The organism is Streptomyces sp. NPDC050549, from assembly GCF_040655035.1.
GTDB lineage: Bacteria > Actinomycetota > Actinomycetes > Streptomycetales > Streptomycetaceae > Streptomyces.
On sequence record NZ_JBFAJD010000004.1, the window covers coordinates 17,983 to 32,568 of the forward strand.

A 14,586-nucleotide genomic window follows, 5' to 3' on the forward strand; every position below is an offset into this window, starting at 1 on the left:
GCCCCGGTTCGATGGACTGCGGTGGACGCATGCGTCCCGAGGGGACTGCGGTACGTCTCGGACGAGCGCCCACACTATCGGCTGGGCATGGCGACGGCCCGCCGCCTGTGGATAACCCAGGTGCGACGGGCCGTTCAGTAAGTCCCGAGGTGTGCCGCGCGGTTCAGACGGCGGCCTTCTTCAGCCGGCGGCGTTCCCGCTCGGAGAGGCCGCCCCAGATGCCGAAGCGTTCGTCGTTGGCGAGGGCGTATTCGAGGCACTCGGAGCGGACCTCGCAGGCGAGGCAGACCTTCTTGGCCTCGCGGGTGGAGCCGCCCTTCTCGGGAAAGAAGGACTCGGGGTCGGTCTGGGCGCACAGCGCGCGCTCCTGCCAGCCGAGTTCCTCGTCCGCGTCGTCGACCAGCAGTTGCTGCACCAGCTCGGTCATGTGCGCCCCTCGTCTGTCTTTCGCGTCCCCGTGATGTAGCCGTTACCGATGCCGGCTGAACGACACGAGTGAAATTACAAGTGTGCTGCTCCGGGCGAGTCAAGCCGAGATCTGCTATTGGGCCCCTTATTCACTCTGCGGAACCAAGGCCTAGCGGAAAGTGTTCAAATCGGCATAAACCTTGACAGGCAGCGGAGACCCTCGTGGGCCTCCTACCCCGAGACAGGGCCTGTACGGGGGAGGACGCTCAGGAGTTCGATCTCGTTCCCACGGGGTTTGTGCGCCCGGTTGTGCGCCATGTGTCCCGATAGCATCCTGAACAAACCTTTCACCTCCCAGATGAACCGGATGAGGTGAAACATGTCCCACATACCGGGCGTCGAGTTGACAGTGCGGGTGTGAACCGATGTCCTTGTGGGCATGCTCGCGAACTCGGCACTCACCTCGACCCGCTCCGCCGGGTCCCTCGGTGCTGCCCACGCTCGCTGTAGCTGTTGTTGCTGTTCCGGCTGTTGAGCCCTCCGCGCTCCGGCCCCACCTGCTTTCTCTTCTTTTGGTGACACCCATCCCCCGCCGTTTCTTCTTACGCCGAGGAACCACTGCACCCCCATGAACAGCGACAGCGACCTCCAGATCGCCGGCGACATCCTCGAAGTCCCGCATCTCCTCCAGCCCGCGCGCGAACACCCGGCCACCGTCGCCGAGTTCGTCGGCCTGGCGCGCTCCATCGCCAGCGACCGCGCCCAGTGGGAGCACCTCGTCGAGTACGACGCGACGACCCGCTGGTACCACCGGCTGAGCACCGGCCCCGGCTACGAGGTGTGGCTGCTGTCCTGGGTGCCCGGACAGGGCAGCGGACTGCACGACCACGGCCCCTCCTCCGGTGTGCTGACCGTCCTGGACGGCACGCTGACCGAGCACACCGAGCGGGACACGCGCGCGCTGGGGGCGGGCGCGCAGCGCGTGTTCGCGCCGGGGTACGTCCACGAGGTCGTCAACGACACCTTCGAACCGGCCATAAGCCTGCACGTCTACTTCCCCGGTCTCACCGAGATGCCCATGCACACGGCATGTGCGCGGCGCGACACGGCGGAAGCGGTCGACGCCGTGACCGCCTGACGCGATGCGGTGGCTGTCCGGCCGGTGATGCGACGACTGCCTGCCGCGTTGTCACACCCGCCTGCAAGACTTGTGCCCATGCGCATTGTGGTTCTTGCAGGCGGTATCGGTGGTGCCCGGTTCCTGCGCGGTCTTCAGCAGGCCGTGCCGGACGCGGACATCACGGTGATCGGCAACACGGGGGACGACATCCACCTGTTCGGGCTGAAGGTCTGCCCGGACCTCGACACGGTGATGTACACGCTCGGCGGCGGCATCAACGAGGAGCAGGGCTGGGGCCGTGCCGACGAGACCTTCCACCTCAAGGAGGAGCTCGGGGCGTACGGGGTCGGGCCGGAGTGGTTCGGGCTCGGCGACCGGGACTTCGCCACGCACATCGTGCGGACGCAGATGATCGGCGCCGGGTTTCCGCTGAGCGCGGTCACCGAGGCGCTGTGCGACCGCTGGCAGCCGGGGGTGCGGCTGATCCCCATGACGGACGACCGCGTCGAGACGCATGTCGCCGTCGAGCTGGACGGCGAACGCAAGGTGATCCACTTCCAGGAGTACTGGGTGCGGCTGCGCGCGTCGGTCGCCGCCGAGGCCGTCGTACCGGTCGGGGCCGAACAGGCCAAGCCCGCGCCCGGCGTCCTGGAGTCGATCGCGGAGGCGGACGTCATCCTCTTCCCGCCGTCCAACCCGATCGTCTCCGTCGGCACCATCCTCGCCGTGCCCGGCATCCGGGAGGCGATCGCCGAGGCCGGGGTGCCCGTGGTCGGCCTCTCCCCCATCGTCGGGGACGCGCCCGTGCGCGGGATGGCCGACAAGGTGCTCGCGGCGGTGGGCGTGGAGTCCACGGCCACGGCGGTGGCCGAGCACTACGGCTCCGGGCTGCTCGACGGCTGGCTCGTCGACACCGTGGACGCCGCCTCCGTACCGGACGTCGAGGCGGCCGGGATCCGCTGCCGGGCCGTACCGCTGATGATGACCGACACCGAGGCGACCGCGCGGATGGCGCGGGAGGCGCTGGCGTTGGCGGAAGAGGTGCGGGCCGCATGAGCGAAGTGCCGCCGGTGGAGGGCTACCAGGTCTGGGCCGTGCCCGGGATGCCGGAGGTCGCGGCGGGCGACGACCTCGCCAAGCTGATCGCGGCTGCCGAGCCCGGGCTGGTCGACGGGGACGTGCTCCTCGTCACCTCGAAGATCGTGTCCAAGGCGGAGGGACGGATCGTCGAGGCGGCCGACCGGGAGGCCGCGATCGACGCCGAGACCGTACGGGTCGTGGCGCGGCGGGGAGCCCTGCGGATCGTGGAGAACCGGCAGGGGCTCGTCATGGCCGCCGCCGGGGTCGACGCCTCCAACACCCCTGCCGGGACAGTGCTGTTGCTGCCCGAGGATCCGGATGCCTCCGCGCGCGCGATCCGCGACGGGCTGCGGGACGCGCTCGGCGTCGACATCGGCGTCGTGGTCACCGACACCTTCGGGCGGCCCTGGCGCACGGGGCTCACCGATGTCGCGATCGGCGCCGCCGGGGTGCGGGTGCTGGACGATCTGCGCGGGGGCACGGATGCCTACGGCAACTCGCTCAGCGCGACGGTCGTGGCGACCGCCGACGAACTCGCCGCCGCCGGTGATCTCGTCAAGGGCAAGGCCGCGGGGCTGCCGGTCGCGGTGGTGCGCGGGCTGCCGCACGTCGTGACCTCCGAGGACGACGGGACGGGGGCGCGGGCCATGGTGCGGGGCGGGCGCGACGACATGTTCCGGCTGGGGACGTCGGAGGCGGTACGGGAGGCGGTGACCCAGCGCCGTACGGTACGGGCGTTCACCGACGAGCCGGTCGACCCCGGTGCGGTACGGCGGGCCGTGGCCGCGGCGGTGACCGCGCCGGCGCCGCATCACACGACGCCGTGGCGGTTCGTGCTGCTGGAGTCCGCCGAGTCGCGGGGGGAGTTGCTGGACGCGATGCGGGACGCGTGGGTCGCGGATCTGCGGCGGGACGGCAAGTCCGAGGAGTCCATCGCGAAGCGGGTGCGGCGCGGGGACGTGCTGCGCGGAGCGCCGTATCTCGTGGTGCCGTGTCTCGTCATGGACGGATCGCACACGTACGGGGACGCGCGGCGGGACGGGGCCGAGCGGGAGATGTTCGTGGTGGCCGTGGGGGCGGGTGTGCAGAACTTCCTGGTGGCGCTTGCCGGGGAGCGGCTGGGCTCGGCGTGGGTGTCGTCGACGATGTTCTGCCGGGATGTCGTGCGGGAGGTGTTGGGGCTGCCGGAGGGGTGGGATCCGATGGGGGCGGTGGCTGTGGGGCATGCGGCGGTTGAGCCTGCGGCTCGGGCTGAGCGGGATGCGGGAGGTTTTATCGAGGTGCGCTGACTCGCCGTCGGGGCTGTGTCGGTTCGCGGGTGCAGGTTGTCCGTGGCTGAGCGCGCAGTTCCCCGCGCCCCCTGAAGGGGCGCCGACGCCTAGGCTCGTAGGACGCTTCAAGTACCTCGCCTCACACCTGGATCTCACTGTGGCCGGACGTTTCGTTCATCGGCCCACTCGTACAACCGTGCGGGGTGGGGATGTTGTGGTGCCTGGGGGTGTGCCTCGGCAGGCTGTCGCGGCGGGGCGGGTTCGGAGCTGGGTTCCTGAGGGGCCGTTGGATCTTGGATTGGTCCTCGGTCCGCTTCGGCGGGGCCCGGGGGACCCCACGTTTCGGGCCATGGCCGACGGATCCGTGTGGCGGGCCAGTCTCACGCCTGTGGGACCCGGGACCTTGCGGGTCACCGCGCAGGGCTCGGAAGTTCACGGGGAGGCCTGGGGGCCCGGCGGTGAGTGGTTGTTGGAGCGGTTGCCGGAGATGCTCGGTGCCGCCGATGACCCTGACGCCTTCGTGCCCCGGCATCGGCTTGTCGCCGTCGCCCAGCACCGGCGGCCGGGGTTGCGGCTGACGCGGACCGGGCTGGTGGTGGAGTCGTTGATCCCGTCGGTGCTGGAGCAGAAGGTGACGACCGACGAGGCGTACCGGGCCTGGCGGTTGCTGGTGCGGAAGTTCGGGTCACCCGCGCCGGGGCCCGTCGGCGGGCGGATGTGGGTCATGCCGGCGCCGCGCGCGTGGGCGTTGATTCCGTCCTGGGAGTGGCACCGGGCCGGGGTCGACGACAAGCGGGCGTCGACGATTCTGCGTGCCGTACGGGTCGCCGCGCGACTGGAGCAGGCGGTGTCGATGTCGGCGGAGGAGGCGCGGGCCCGGTTGGAGGTCGTACCGGGGGTGGGGACGTGGACGTCCGCGGAGACCGTGCAGCGCAGTCATGGGGCGGCGGACGCGGTGACCGTGGGGGATCTGCATCTGCCGGGGATCGTGGGGTGGGCGCTGGCCGGGGACCGGGACGCGGACGACGCGGTGATGCTGTCGTTGCTGGAGCCGTATGCGGGGCAGCGGCATCGGGCGGCCCGGTTGATTCTGCTGAGCGGGCGGACTCCTGCCCGGCGGGCGCCGAAGATGCCTCGCGGGGACATCGGGAAGTTGTGAGCGTGCGGGCGGGTGGCGGCGGGCAACCCCGCGGGCTCCGCACCCGGACCCCGGACCTGTGCCCGCCCACCACCCGACTCGGCAAGTCGAAAAGTCCCCTCCTACTGGTCCGAAGAGAACCGCACCGCCCCCGCCGGGATCCGCGCGTCGCACCACACCCGCACGCCGTCCCGGAGTTCGTTGTCGGCGCCGATGACCGCGCCGTCGCCGATGACCGTGCCGGTGAGGACGGAGCGTTCGCCGACGCGGGCGCGGGTGCCGATGAGGGAGTCGGTGATGACGGCGCCGGGTTCGATGACGGCGCCGGGGAGGATCGTCGAGCCGAAGACGCGCGCGCCCTCCGCGACGAACGCGCCCTCGCCCACCACCGTGCCGCCCGTCAGCTTGGCGTCGGGGGCGACGCGGGCCGTGGGCAGGACCAGGCGGTCGCCGCAGCGGCCGGGGATCGCGGGGGACGGGGCGCGGCCCAGGACCAGGTCCGCCGAGCCCCGGACGAAGGCCGCGGGAGTGCCCAGGTCCAGCCAGTACGTCGAGTCCACCAGGCCCTGGAGGTGTGCGCCTGCGGCGAGGAGGTCCGGGAAGGTCTCCCGTTCCACCGACACCGGGCGGCCCGCCGGGATCGTGTCGATGACCGAGCGGCGGAAGACGTACGCTCCCGCGTTGATCTGGTCGGTGACGATCTCCTCGGGGGTCTGCGGCTTCTCCAGGAAGGCCAGGACGCGGCCGGTTCCGTCGGTGGGGACCAGACCGTAGGCGCGCGGGTCGGTGACCTTCGTGAGGTGGAGGGAGACGTCCGCGCCGGTCGCCTCGTGGGTGTCCACCAGGGCCCTGATGTTCAGGCCGGTCAGGATGTCGCCGTTGAAGACCAGGACCGGGTCGTCGGGGGCCGAGTGGAGGCGCGAGGCCACGTTGCGGATCGCGCCGCCCGTGCCGAGGGGCTCGTCCTCCGTGACGTACTCGATGTGGAGGCCGAGGGACGAACCGTCACCGAAGTGCGGTTCGAACACCTCCGCCAGATAGGAAGTGGCCAGGACGATGTGCTCCACGCCCGCCGCTCTCGCTCTCGCCAGCTGATGCGTGAGGAACGGCACCCCCGCCGCCCTGACCATCGGCTTCGGGGTGTGCACCGTGAGGGGGCGCAGCCGGGTGCCCTTGCCGCCGACCAGGAGGATCGCTTCTGTCACCTGTCGTCTCTGCTTCCTGCCGGGACCGGCCGAAGTGTCCTTTTCGGCCGGCCAGTGTATGCGGACCGTGCACGCGTCCCGCAGACCCTTCCCCGGCATCCCGCGTCGTCAGCGGCCCTGGAACCGGGCCGACGTGGAGCGGGCCGAGCCGAGCTTGCCGTAGAGCTGCCGACCTGGGCACTCCGTGGCGAAACCGTCCCGATGGCCGGAGATCGCGTTGAGTCGTACGTTCTTTCCTTTTCGGTAGAGATTGCCACCACCGGACTTCAGGTATGTCTTGCCGCGCGGATTGACTCCGTAGAGCCCGAGCTTCCACGCGGCGAGGCGGGCGATGGCCGTCACTGCCGCCGAGGACGGTTTGGCGGTGCCGAAGGTTCCGAGGACGGCGATCCCCATGCTGTTCGTGTTGAAACCGAGGGTGTGTGCGCCCAGGACCGGCTTCGCCACTCCCCCGGCGCGCCCCTCGTAGATGTTTCCGCACTTGTCGACGAGGAAGTTGTAGCCGATGTCGCGCCAGCCACTGCTCTTGACGTGGTAGCGGTAGATACCGCGAATGACTGAAGAGGCCTGCGAGCAGCTGTAGTTGTTGCCGGAGGCGGTGTGGTGCACGAAGACCGCCTTGACCTTCTTCGTGTAGACGTACCCCTTCTCCCGCAGCTTCTCGTCGGCGCCCCAGCCGCGCCGGGTGATGATGCGCGGGCGCGGTCCGATGTACGGCTGGGAGCGGCCGTACATCGTGACCGCCTCCCGCTCGGTGGCCGCCCGGCTCAGCGCCGGGAGCTCGGTGGCGGCGAGGGGCACGGCGGCGCGGCGGGCGGTCGGGCGGGCGCCCGCGGCCGGAGCCGGGGGTTCCGCGCCGGGATCCACGAGTTCCAGGTGCAGGCCGACGGGGAGCGCGGACGCCCGGTCTCCTACGGCCCGTGCCGTGCCCGGGTCCGCTCTTACGCGTACGTCCACCGCGTCCGAGTCGCCCACCCACAGCGGAGCCGTTGAGCCGTGGACGTGGCCCGAGTCGCGTTCGGCGGTGCCGGGGTCGGCGCCGTGGTCCTCGTTGTGGGTGTCGACGTCCTGCCAGTCGGACCACTCACCGGTGCCGGTGGCCCGGGTGCGGACCTGGACCCGGCCGCGGAGTTCGGTGTCGGGGTCGGTCCAGGTGATGCCGACGAGGGAGAAGCGGTGGACGTCGTCTCGGGTCAGGCCCTGTTCGGGGGCCGCGCCCAGGGTGCGGTCGCGGGTGGCGGGGGCGAGGGGCAGCGACTGGGTGCTGCCGGGGAGGTCCGGTTCGGCGGCCGTCGGCGCGGATCTCGCGCCGCTCGTGGGCTGCGCTGCCGAAGCCGGAGCCCTGGTCGGTGCGGCGGCTGCGGGCAGGGTGAGCGGGAGGGCCAGTGCGGCGGCGCAGGTGACGCCGATCGAGGAAGCAAGAAATCCACGCATGCCCCTGATCCTGAACATAGTCATACATATCTGTCCATTTGGGATCTGACGGACCGTCGGCTGCTGTTCGTCCGAACCGGTGGTCCCGCACTCCGCGCACGGTCGCGCCCCCGCGTACGCTTTCGCGGGTGAACGCCACCGATCGCACCCCTGCCGACCTGCTGCGTTCCGCGCTCGCCGCGGATCCCGGCCGCCCCCTGGTGACCTTCTACGACGACACCACGGGGGAACGTGTCGAATTGTCCGTCGCCACCTTCGCCAATTGGGTGGCCAAGACCGCGAATCTCCTTCAGGGCGATCTTGGGGCGGGGCCAGGCGATCGGGTCGTGCTGTTGCTGCCGGCGCACTGGCAGACGGCGGTGTGGTTGCTCGCGTGTTCGTCCGTGGGGGTTGTCGCGGACGTGGGCGGGGATCCCGCGGCGGCCGATGTGGTCGTGAGTGGGCCCGACTCGCTGGAAGCGGCTCGGGCTTGCGGTGGGGAGCGGGTTGCTCTTGCGCTGCGGCCTCTTGGGGGGCGGTTTCCGCAGACTCCCGTCGGGTTCGCAGACTATGCCGTCGAGGTGCCGAGTCAGGGGGATCGGTTCGTCGCGTTCTCGCCGGTCGATCCCGAGGAACCCGCCCTGGTCGTGGGTGGGGTGGAGTTGACGGGCGCGCAGGTTGCCGAGCGGGCTCGGGCCGACGGGGAGGCGGGTGCCCGGGTGTTGTCGGGGCTGGCGTACGACACGTGGGACGGGTTGAGCGCGGGGCTGTACGGGCCGCTCGCGACCGGAGGGTCCGTGGTGTTGTGCCGGAATCTCGATCAGCTGGGCGAGGAGTCGTTGGCGAAGCGCGTCGAGAGTGAGCGGGTGACTGTTACGCGCCTCTGAAGGAGGTGGTGAGGGTTGTTTGGCGACTGCGGGCCGGCGAGGGCTGGTCGCGCAGTTCCCCGCGCCCCTGAAGACACCAGTCGCCCGGAGAGCAACAGTCACCCGAATGGCTCCCCACCACCAGCCTCCCCATCCCATCCACGCCATGGTCGTAGAAGGAGAACCGACGGCCATGAGGGGTGGAACCGCACGTGTTCGACGACACCGCAGGAGGGGTTCTCGGGCCGGGTGCGGGTGCTTCCGCTTCCGGGGCGGGGCTCGTACGGCGGCGGCATCGGCGGTGGGTGCGTGGGGTGGGGCTCGGGGTGGGCGTGGTCGTTCTCGGGGCCGTCGGGGCCGGGTGGGCCGTCTACGCGAAGCTCGACGGGAACATCACGCCGGACAACGCCGCCGCGGCCGAGCTCGCCCGCTACGAGAAGGAGCGGCCGACCGCCCTCGTGAAGGGGGCGCAGAACATTCTGCTCATCGGGTCCGACTCGCGGTCCGGGGACGGGAACGCGGAGTACGGGCGGGACTCGGGCACCGAGCGGTCGGACACGACGATCCTGCTGCATCTGGCGGCAAACCGGCGCAGCGCCACCGCGGTGTCGTTGCCGCGGGACCTGATGGTGGATGTGCCGGGGTGTCTGCGGCCGGACGGGACGCGGACCGAGCCGATGTTCGCGATGTTCAACTACGCGTTCCAGGTGGGGGGTTCGGGGTGCACGATCCGGGCCGTGGAGAAGTTGACCAACGTGCGGATCGACCATCACATGGTGGTGGACTTCCACGGGTTCAAGGACATGGTCGATGCCGTGGACGGGGTGGAGGTCTGCCTCAAAGCACCCATTCGCGACAAAGCCGCCAAGTTGACCCTGCCCGCGGGCCGGGTCACGCTCGACGGGGAGCAGGCGCTCGGGTACGTGCGGGCGCGGAAGTCGCTGGGCAACGGCAGCGACACCGACCGGATGGACCGTCAGCAGCGGTTCCTGGGCGCGCTCGTCAACAAGGTGCAGAGCGACGACGTGCTGTTCAATCCGGCGAAGTTGTATCCGGTGCTGGACGCGGCCACCTCGTCCCTGACGACCGATCCGGATCTCGCGAGTCTGCGCGGCCTGTACGAACTGGTGCGCGGCGTACGGGACATCCCCACCGAACATGTGCAATTCCTTACCGTTCCGCGGGAGTCGTACATCTACAACGCGAATCGCGACCAACTGGTGGAGCCCGAAGCCGAAAAGCTGTTCGCCCGGATTCGTACGGACGCCACGGTCGCGGTGGCCGGGGAAGTTCCAGAGGTTCCGCGGGATTCCGGTGCAAACACCCTTAATCCGGCGCCCGGTTCGGGGGCCACGCCCGCGCCGACGTTTCGCGGGAACACCGCCGCCGAGGACGGCTGCGGGTAAAGCGCGCACCAAGTCGACGAACTCCTGTTCCGAAAAATAGGGCGGATTGACCGGTTGTAGGGACGTGGAATTTGTCACCGCCGTCACTTCACGCTCAACTGGCCGGATAGTGTGAGCGATCCGGTGTGCCTGCACACCGGATGAACGAGACCCGAGCGCCTGCAGGGGGAAGGCGCCGCGTGGCCCCGACGGAGGATTCGGTAAACCGTGGACGCGCAAGGCCGTGGGCGGGCGGACGACATCGACCCCGCAGACCAGTGGGTACTCAATCCGAACACTGGCGAATACGAACTGCGACTGACTCCTTCCACACCGCAGTCAGCGGTGCCGGGGCCCCGTAGAGCCACTGCGCAGAACCGCAGTGTGGCGGCGCCGGAGCGGGAGACGGTCCCGAAGGCCCCCGGGCGTGAGGTGCCGCCACCGCGCAGACGGCGGGGCGCGCCCGAGGAGCCACCGGCCCGGCGCGGTCGCCGGCCGGTGAAGAAGAAGGCCAAGGGCAAGAAGATCCTGATGTGGACCGGCGGAAGCCTGGCCTTCGTCCTGGTCGCCGTCTCCGCGGCCGGCTACCTCTACATCAAGCACCTCAACGACAACATCACGACCGCCTCCGACGACGGCGCGAGCACCGGTGGCTTCAGCAAGGGCAAGGCCATCAACCTGCTGGTGATCGGCACCGACAAGCGCACGGGCGCGGGCAACGAGGGCTACGGCGACGCCGGCAGCGTCGGCCACGCGGACACCACGATCCTGCTGCACGTCTCCAAGGACCGCTCGAACGCGACCGCGCTCAGCATCCCCCGTGACCTGATCACCGACGTCCCGGACTGCCCGACGACCCAGTCGGACGGCACCTCCAAGGTCATCCCGGGCTCGACCAGCGTCCGCTTCAACACCAGCCTCGGCCAGGACGGCCGTACGGCGAGCTGCACGGTGCGGACGGTCACCGAGCTGACCGGGATCCAGCCCGACGACTTCATGGTGGCCGACTTCAACGCCGTGAAGACGCTGACCGACGCGGTCGGCGGGGTCGAGGTCTGTCTGGCCAAGGACATCGACGACTCCGACTCGCATCTGAAGCTGTCCAAGGGCACCCACAACCTGTCGGGCGAGCAGGCGCTGGCCTTCGTGCGCACCCGGCACTCGGTCGGCTTCGGCGGTGACCTGAGCCGGATCACGCTGCAGCAGCAGTTCCTCAGCGCGCTGATGCGGAAGCTGAAGTCCAACTCCACGCTCACCAGCCCCTCGAAGATGGTGAAGCTGGCCGAGGCCGGTACCAAGGCGCTGACCGTCGACGACAACCTCAACACCATCGGCAAGCTGAAGGACCTCGGTCTTGAGCTGGGCAAGCTCAACCCGAAGAACCTGACCTTCACCACCGTGCCGGTCGTCGACAATCCGGCGGAGAAGACGCCGGTGACGGTCGTCCTCAACACCACGACCGCCCCTCAGGTGTTCTCCCTGATCAAGAGCGACACATCCTTCACCGCGGTCAAGCAGAAGGCCGCGAAGGAGAAGGCCGCCGTGGCCGCCCGGCTCAAGGGCACCAAGTCCGCCGCCTCCGCGGTGCGGGTGCGGATCCTCAACGGAGGGGCCGTCGCCGGCAGCGCACAGGAAACTCTTACGTGGCTGCAGAATGATGAGGGCGTGCTCAAGTCCGAGAACGCGGGCAACGCTCCGGCGGCGCTCGCGAAGACGACCCTCGAGTACGCACCCGACCAGGCGGACCAGGCTCGACGGCTCGCCGCCATCATGGGCCTCTCGGGGTCCGCGATGAAGCCGGGCAAGAGTGTGCAGAACTCCCAGGGCCTGCCGGCGATGACGCTGACCCTGGGCAAGGACTTCAAGGGAGCCGGCGTCCCGCTCACCTCGACCGCGGGATCGACGCCGGAGGGGGTCCAGAAGTCCACGGCGGACAAGGTTGAGTGCGCCAAGTAAGTGACCACACGGGTCCGTTCCGCGTCTAACAGGGCGCGGGGCGGACCCGTGCGTCAGGGCGCGTCGTGGGAGGGGTGGGGACTTGACTCAGAGCAGCGTGCGTGGGGAGGGGACAGCGGTTGAGGACACGATGTCGCTCACGCCGGCGAGCGGGAAGAGACCGGCGGACGCGGACGGGGGCAGACGCAAGGGCGGCAGACGCCGGGCGCTGCGCTGGTCGGCGATCGTTCTCGCGGTGGTCATACTCGGGACGGCCGGCGCCGGATACCTGTACTACGAGCACCTCAACCACAACATAAAGAAAGACCCCCTGAACCTCGGGGACGAGAAGGACCGGGCCGCCGCCTCCAAGGCCAACGCGGCCGGGCAGACCCCGCTGAACATCCTGCTGATCGGCTCGGACGCGCGGGACTCCGCGGAGAACCAGAAACTCGGCGGCGCGAAGGACACCTTCGGGACCCCGGCCCGCGCCGACGTCCAGATGCTGCTGCACGTCTCCGCCGACCGCACGAACATGTCGGTCGTGAGCATGCCGCGCGACACCTTGGTGGACATCCCCAAGTGCACGGACCCGGACACCAAGAAGACGTACGCGGCCGAGACGGACGTCATCACGAACGACTCGCTGGGCCGCGGCGGCCCCGGCTGCACGGTGGCGACCTGGGAGAAGCTGACCGACATCCACATCGACCACTTCATGATGGTGGACTTCGCGGGTGTGGTGTCGATGGCGGACGCGATCGGCGGAGTACCGGTCTGTGTGGACGCCAACATCTACTCGCACACCTCCTCCGGCAAGGGCTCCGGCCTGAAGCTGAAGAAGGGCACCACGTCCGTCAAGGGCAAGCAGGCCCTTCAGTGGCTGCGCACCCGCTACGGCTTCGAGGACGACACGGACATCGCCCGCACCAAGGCGCAGCACCAGTACATGAACTCGATGGTCCGCCGGCTGCGCGAGAACGCCACGCTGAGCAACCCGACCAAGCTGCGCAGCCTCGCCGAGACGGCGACGAAGGCGATCACGGTCGACAACGGTCTCGGCACCGTCGCCAAGCTCTACGACCTGAGCAAGGAACTGCGGAAGGTTCCGACCAAGCGGATCACCATGACGACGATGCCGTGGGAGTACTCGGGCACCAGCGGCCGGGTGGTGCCCAGGCCGACCGACGCGGCGCAGCTGTTCCGGCTGGTCCGTGAGGACATCGCGCTGGACGGCAAGGACAAGAAGAAGACCACGGCGGTGAAGGCGTCCACCGATCCGGCCGCCGCGGACGACAAGATCGCCGTACAGGTGGAGAACGGCACCCGCACCGACACCACGGGCACGGTTCGGGGGCGGGCGACCGCGGTGGCCCAGCTCCTCGTCGGCAGGGGCTTCAAGGAGGCGGTGGCGGACTCGTCGGCGATCCTCAGCGAGGCCACGACGGTCGTCCGCTATCCGAGCGCCGATCTGGAGGGCGACGCCCAGCGGGTCGCCAAGGCGCTCGGCATCCCGACGAGCGCGGTGAAGAAGTCGACGAGCGTCTCCGGGGTCACCCTGGTCGTCGGCGCGGACTGGAGCACCGGCACCAAGTACAAGGCACCGGCCGCGGACGACACGACCCCGACGTCGGCGGACGCCCTCAACGGCTCGGACACCACGGCCTGCATGCACGTCGACCCGAACTACATCTGGTCGTAGTCCGGGCCGTCGCTGCGGCGGTGCTCAGCTGTTGGACGGGCTGAGCACCGCGGGCCGCCGGGACGCGATGACCCTGCGCGCAAGGGACTTGGGGCTGGTGAGGAAGCCGTAGCCCCACGACATGTGCATGGTGGCGAGGGCGACCGGGATCTGCAGCCGGGCCTTCAGCGACAGCCCCTTGCCCGCCGGGAGCGAGCCGAGGGTGATCGCGGCGAGGTAGCCGGCCGGAACCAGGAAGCCCCACGGTGTCAGGGCCGCGCCGACCACGAGGCCGGCCGCGATCGCGCACACCGCGGTCGGCGGGGCGAGGTAGCGCAGGTTGATGGAACCCTCGTGGTAGCGGGCGACGACGTGCCGCCAACGGCCGTAGTCCTTGTACTGCTTGGCCAGTGCCTTCACGCTCGGCCGCGGGCGGTACGACACCTTCAGCTCCGGCGAGAACCAGATCAGGCCGCCGGCCTCGCGGATGCGGAAGTTCAGCTCCCAGTCCTGGGCGCGGATGAACTCCTCGTTGTAGCCGCCCTGTTGCTCCAGCGCCTCGCGCCGGAACACTCCGAGGTAGACCGTCTCGGCGGAGCCGGCCTCGCCGCCCGTGTGGAAGGCCGCGTTGCCCACGCCGATCTTCGAGGTCATCGCGGCGGCGACCGCGTCCTCCCAGGCGTTCTCGCCCTCGGCGTGCATGATGCCGCCGACGTTCTGCGCGCCGGTCTCCTCCAGGAGCCGTACGGCAGTGGCGATGTAGTTCGGCGAGAGCATGCCGTGGCCGTCGACGCGGACGACGATCGGATGGCGGGAGGCCTTGATCGCGGCGTTGAGGGCGGCGGGTGTGCGGCCGGCCGGGTTCGGGACGGTGTGGACGCGGGGGTCTTCGCGCACGAGCTCGGCCGCGATCTCGTCCGTGCGGTCCTTCGAGGGACCGAGGGCGAGCACGACCTCCATCTCACCGGCGTACTCCTGGGCGAGGATCGCTTGGACGGCTCCGCGCAGATGCCGCTCCTCGTCGAGGACGGGCATGATCACAGAAACGGCGGGGAGTCGCACGTCGGGCTTGGCGTTCATAGGG

The 14,586-nt window shown here is 69.9% G+C and carries 12 protein-coding genes; 8 read left to right on the forward strand and 4 right to left on the reverse strand.

Annotated features, from left to right (window positions below; all coding sequences use genetic code 11):
- Nucleotides 1-163: 163 nt before the first annotated feature.
- Nucleotides 164-427, reverse strand: a complete 264-nt coding sequence (locus AB0I51_RS07935; protein ID WP_003975777.1) for a WhiB family transcriptional regulator — start codon at nt 425-427, stop codon at nt 164-166.
- A gap of 609 nt (nt 428-1,036) precedes the next feature.
- Between AB0I51_RS07935 and AB0I51_RS07940 the strand changes: the two genes are divergently transcribed.
- From AB0I51_RS07940 to AB0I51_RS07955, 4 genes are all read left to right on the forward strand, one after another.
- Complete coding sequence (locus AB0I51_RS07940) at nt 1,037-1,546, forward strand: cysteine dioxygenase family protein (RefSeq protein ID WP_362972556.1); 510 nt, start codon at nt 1,037-1,039, stop codon at nt 1,544-1,546.
- Nucleotides 1,547-1,624: 78 nt separating this feature from the next.
- On the forward strand, nt 1,625-2,584 hold the full coding sequence (cofD, locus tag AB0I51_RS07945) for a 2-phospho-L-lactate transferase (RefSeq protein ID WP_362972558.1): 960 nt from the start codon (nt 1,625-1,627) through the stop codon (nt 2,582-2,584).
- Complete coding sequence (locus AB0I51_RS07950) at nt 2,581-3,897, forward strand: coenzyme F420-0:L-glutamate ligase (RefSeq protein ID WP_362972560.1); 1,317 nt, start codon at nt 2,581-2,583, stop codon at nt 3,895-3,897. The genes cofD and AB0I51_RS07950 overlap by 4 nt, the downstream gene beginning before the upstream one ends.
- A 139-nt stretch (nt 3,898-4,036) precedes the next feature.
- On the forward strand, nt 4,037-5,038 hold the full coding sequence (locus AB0I51_RS07955) for a DNA-3-methyladenine glycosylase 2 family protein (RefSeq protein ID WP_362972561.1): 1,002 nt from the start codon (nt 4,037-4,039) through the stop codon (nt 5,036-5,038).
- A gap of 101 nt (nt 5,039-5,139) precedes the next feature.
- Here AB0I51_RS07955 and AB0I51_RS07960 read toward each other — a convergent pair whose 3' ends face one another.
- Together AB0I51_RS07960 and AB0I51_RS07965 are read right to left on the reverse strand one after the other, a co-directional pair.
- On the reverse strand, nt 5,140-6,222 hold the full coding sequence (locus AB0I51_RS07960; RefSeq protein WP_362972563.1) for an NDP-sugar synthase: 1,083 nt from the start codon (nt 6,220-6,222) through the stop codon (nt 5,140-5,142).
- 108 nt (nt 6,223-6,330) lie between these two features.
- A complete protein-coding gene (locus AB0I51_RS07965) occupies nt 6,331-7,656 on the reverse strand; it encodes an N-acetylmuramoyl-L-alanine amidase (protein ID WP_362972565.1) in 1,326 nt (441 codons plus the stop codon).
- Nucleotides 7,657-7,784: 128 nt separating this feature from the next.
- On the opposite strand from AB0I51_RS07965, the gene AB0I51_RS07970 reads away from it, so the two are divergent.
- The 4 genes from AB0I51_RS07970 to AB0I51_RS07985 all read left to right on the forward strand — a co-directional run bounded on the left by AB0I51_RS07970 (nt 7,785) and on the right by AB0I51_RS07985 (nt 13,523).
- Nucleotides 7,785-8,522, forward strand: coding sequence for a TIGR03089 family protein (locus tag AB0I51_RS07970; RefSeq protein ID WP_362972567.1), 738 nt, complete (start codon nt 7,785-7,787; stop codon nt 8,520-8,522).
- A 191-nt stretch (nt 8,523-8,713) separates the two neighbouring features.
- Entirely contained in the window at nt 8,714-9,907 is a 1,194-nt protein-coding gene (locus AB0I51_RS07975; RefSeq protein ID WP_362972569.1) for an LCP family protein, read from the forward strand.
- Nucleotides 9,908-10,114: 207 nt separating this feature from the next.
- Nucleotides 10,115-11,842, forward strand: coding sequence for an LCP family protein (locus tag AB0I51_RS07980; protein WP_362972571.1), 1,728 nt, complete (start codon nt 10,115-10,117; stop codon nt 11,840-11,842).
- Between the two features lie 130 nt (nt 11,843-11,972).
- On the forward strand, nt 11,973-13,523 hold the full coding sequence (locus AB0I51_RS07985) for an LCP family protein (protein WP_362972573.1): 1,551 nt from the start codon (nt 11,973-11,975) through the stop codon (nt 13,521-13,523).
- A 24-nt stretch (nt 13,524-13,547) separates the two neighbouring features.
- On the opposite strand, the gene AB0I51_RS07990 is transcribed toward AB0I51_RS07985, so the two are convergent.
- Nucleotides 13,548-14,582 (reverse strand): glycosyltransferase family 2 protein, encoded by a 1,035-nt coding sequence (locus tag AB0I51_RS07990; protein WP_362972575.1) that lies wholly within the window; start codon nt 14,580-14,582, stop codon nt 13,548-13,550.
- Nucleotides 14,583-14,586 lie beyond the last annotated feature (4 nt).

What these genes read in the sequence shown, in the direction of transcription:
- AB0I51_RS07935 (WP_003975777.1), bottom strand. Translation starts at nt 427, where the DNA reads ATGACCGAGCTGGTGCAGCAACTGCTGGTCGACGACGCGGACGAGGAA.
- AB0I51_RS07940 (WP_362972556.1), top strand. Translation starts at nt 1,037, where the DNA reads ATGAACAGCGACAGCGACCTCCAGATCGCCGGCGACATCCTCGAAGTC.
- cofD (WP_362972558.1), top strand. Translation starts at nt 1,625, where the DNA reads ATGCGCATTGTGGTTCTTGCAGGCGGTATCGGTGGTGCCCGGTTCCTG.
- AB0I51_RS07950 (WP_362972560.1), top strand. Translation starts at nt 2,581, where the DNA reads ATGAGCGAAGTGCCGCCGGTGGAGGGCTACCAGGTCTGGGCCGTGCCC.
- AB0I51_RS07965 (WP_362972565.1), bottom strand. Translation starts at nt 7,656, where the DNA reads ATGCGTGGATTTCTTGCTTCCTCGATCGGCGTCACCTGCGCCGCCGCA.
- AB0I51_RS07985 (WP_362972573.1), top strand. Translation starts at nt 11,973, where the DNA reads ATGTCGCTCACGCCGGCGAGCGGGAAGAGACCGGCGGACGCGGACGGG.
- AB0I51_RS07990 (WP_362972575.1), bottom strand. Translation starts at nt 14,582, where the DNA reads ATGAACGCCAAGCCCGACGTGCGACTCCCCGCCGTTTCTGTGATCATG.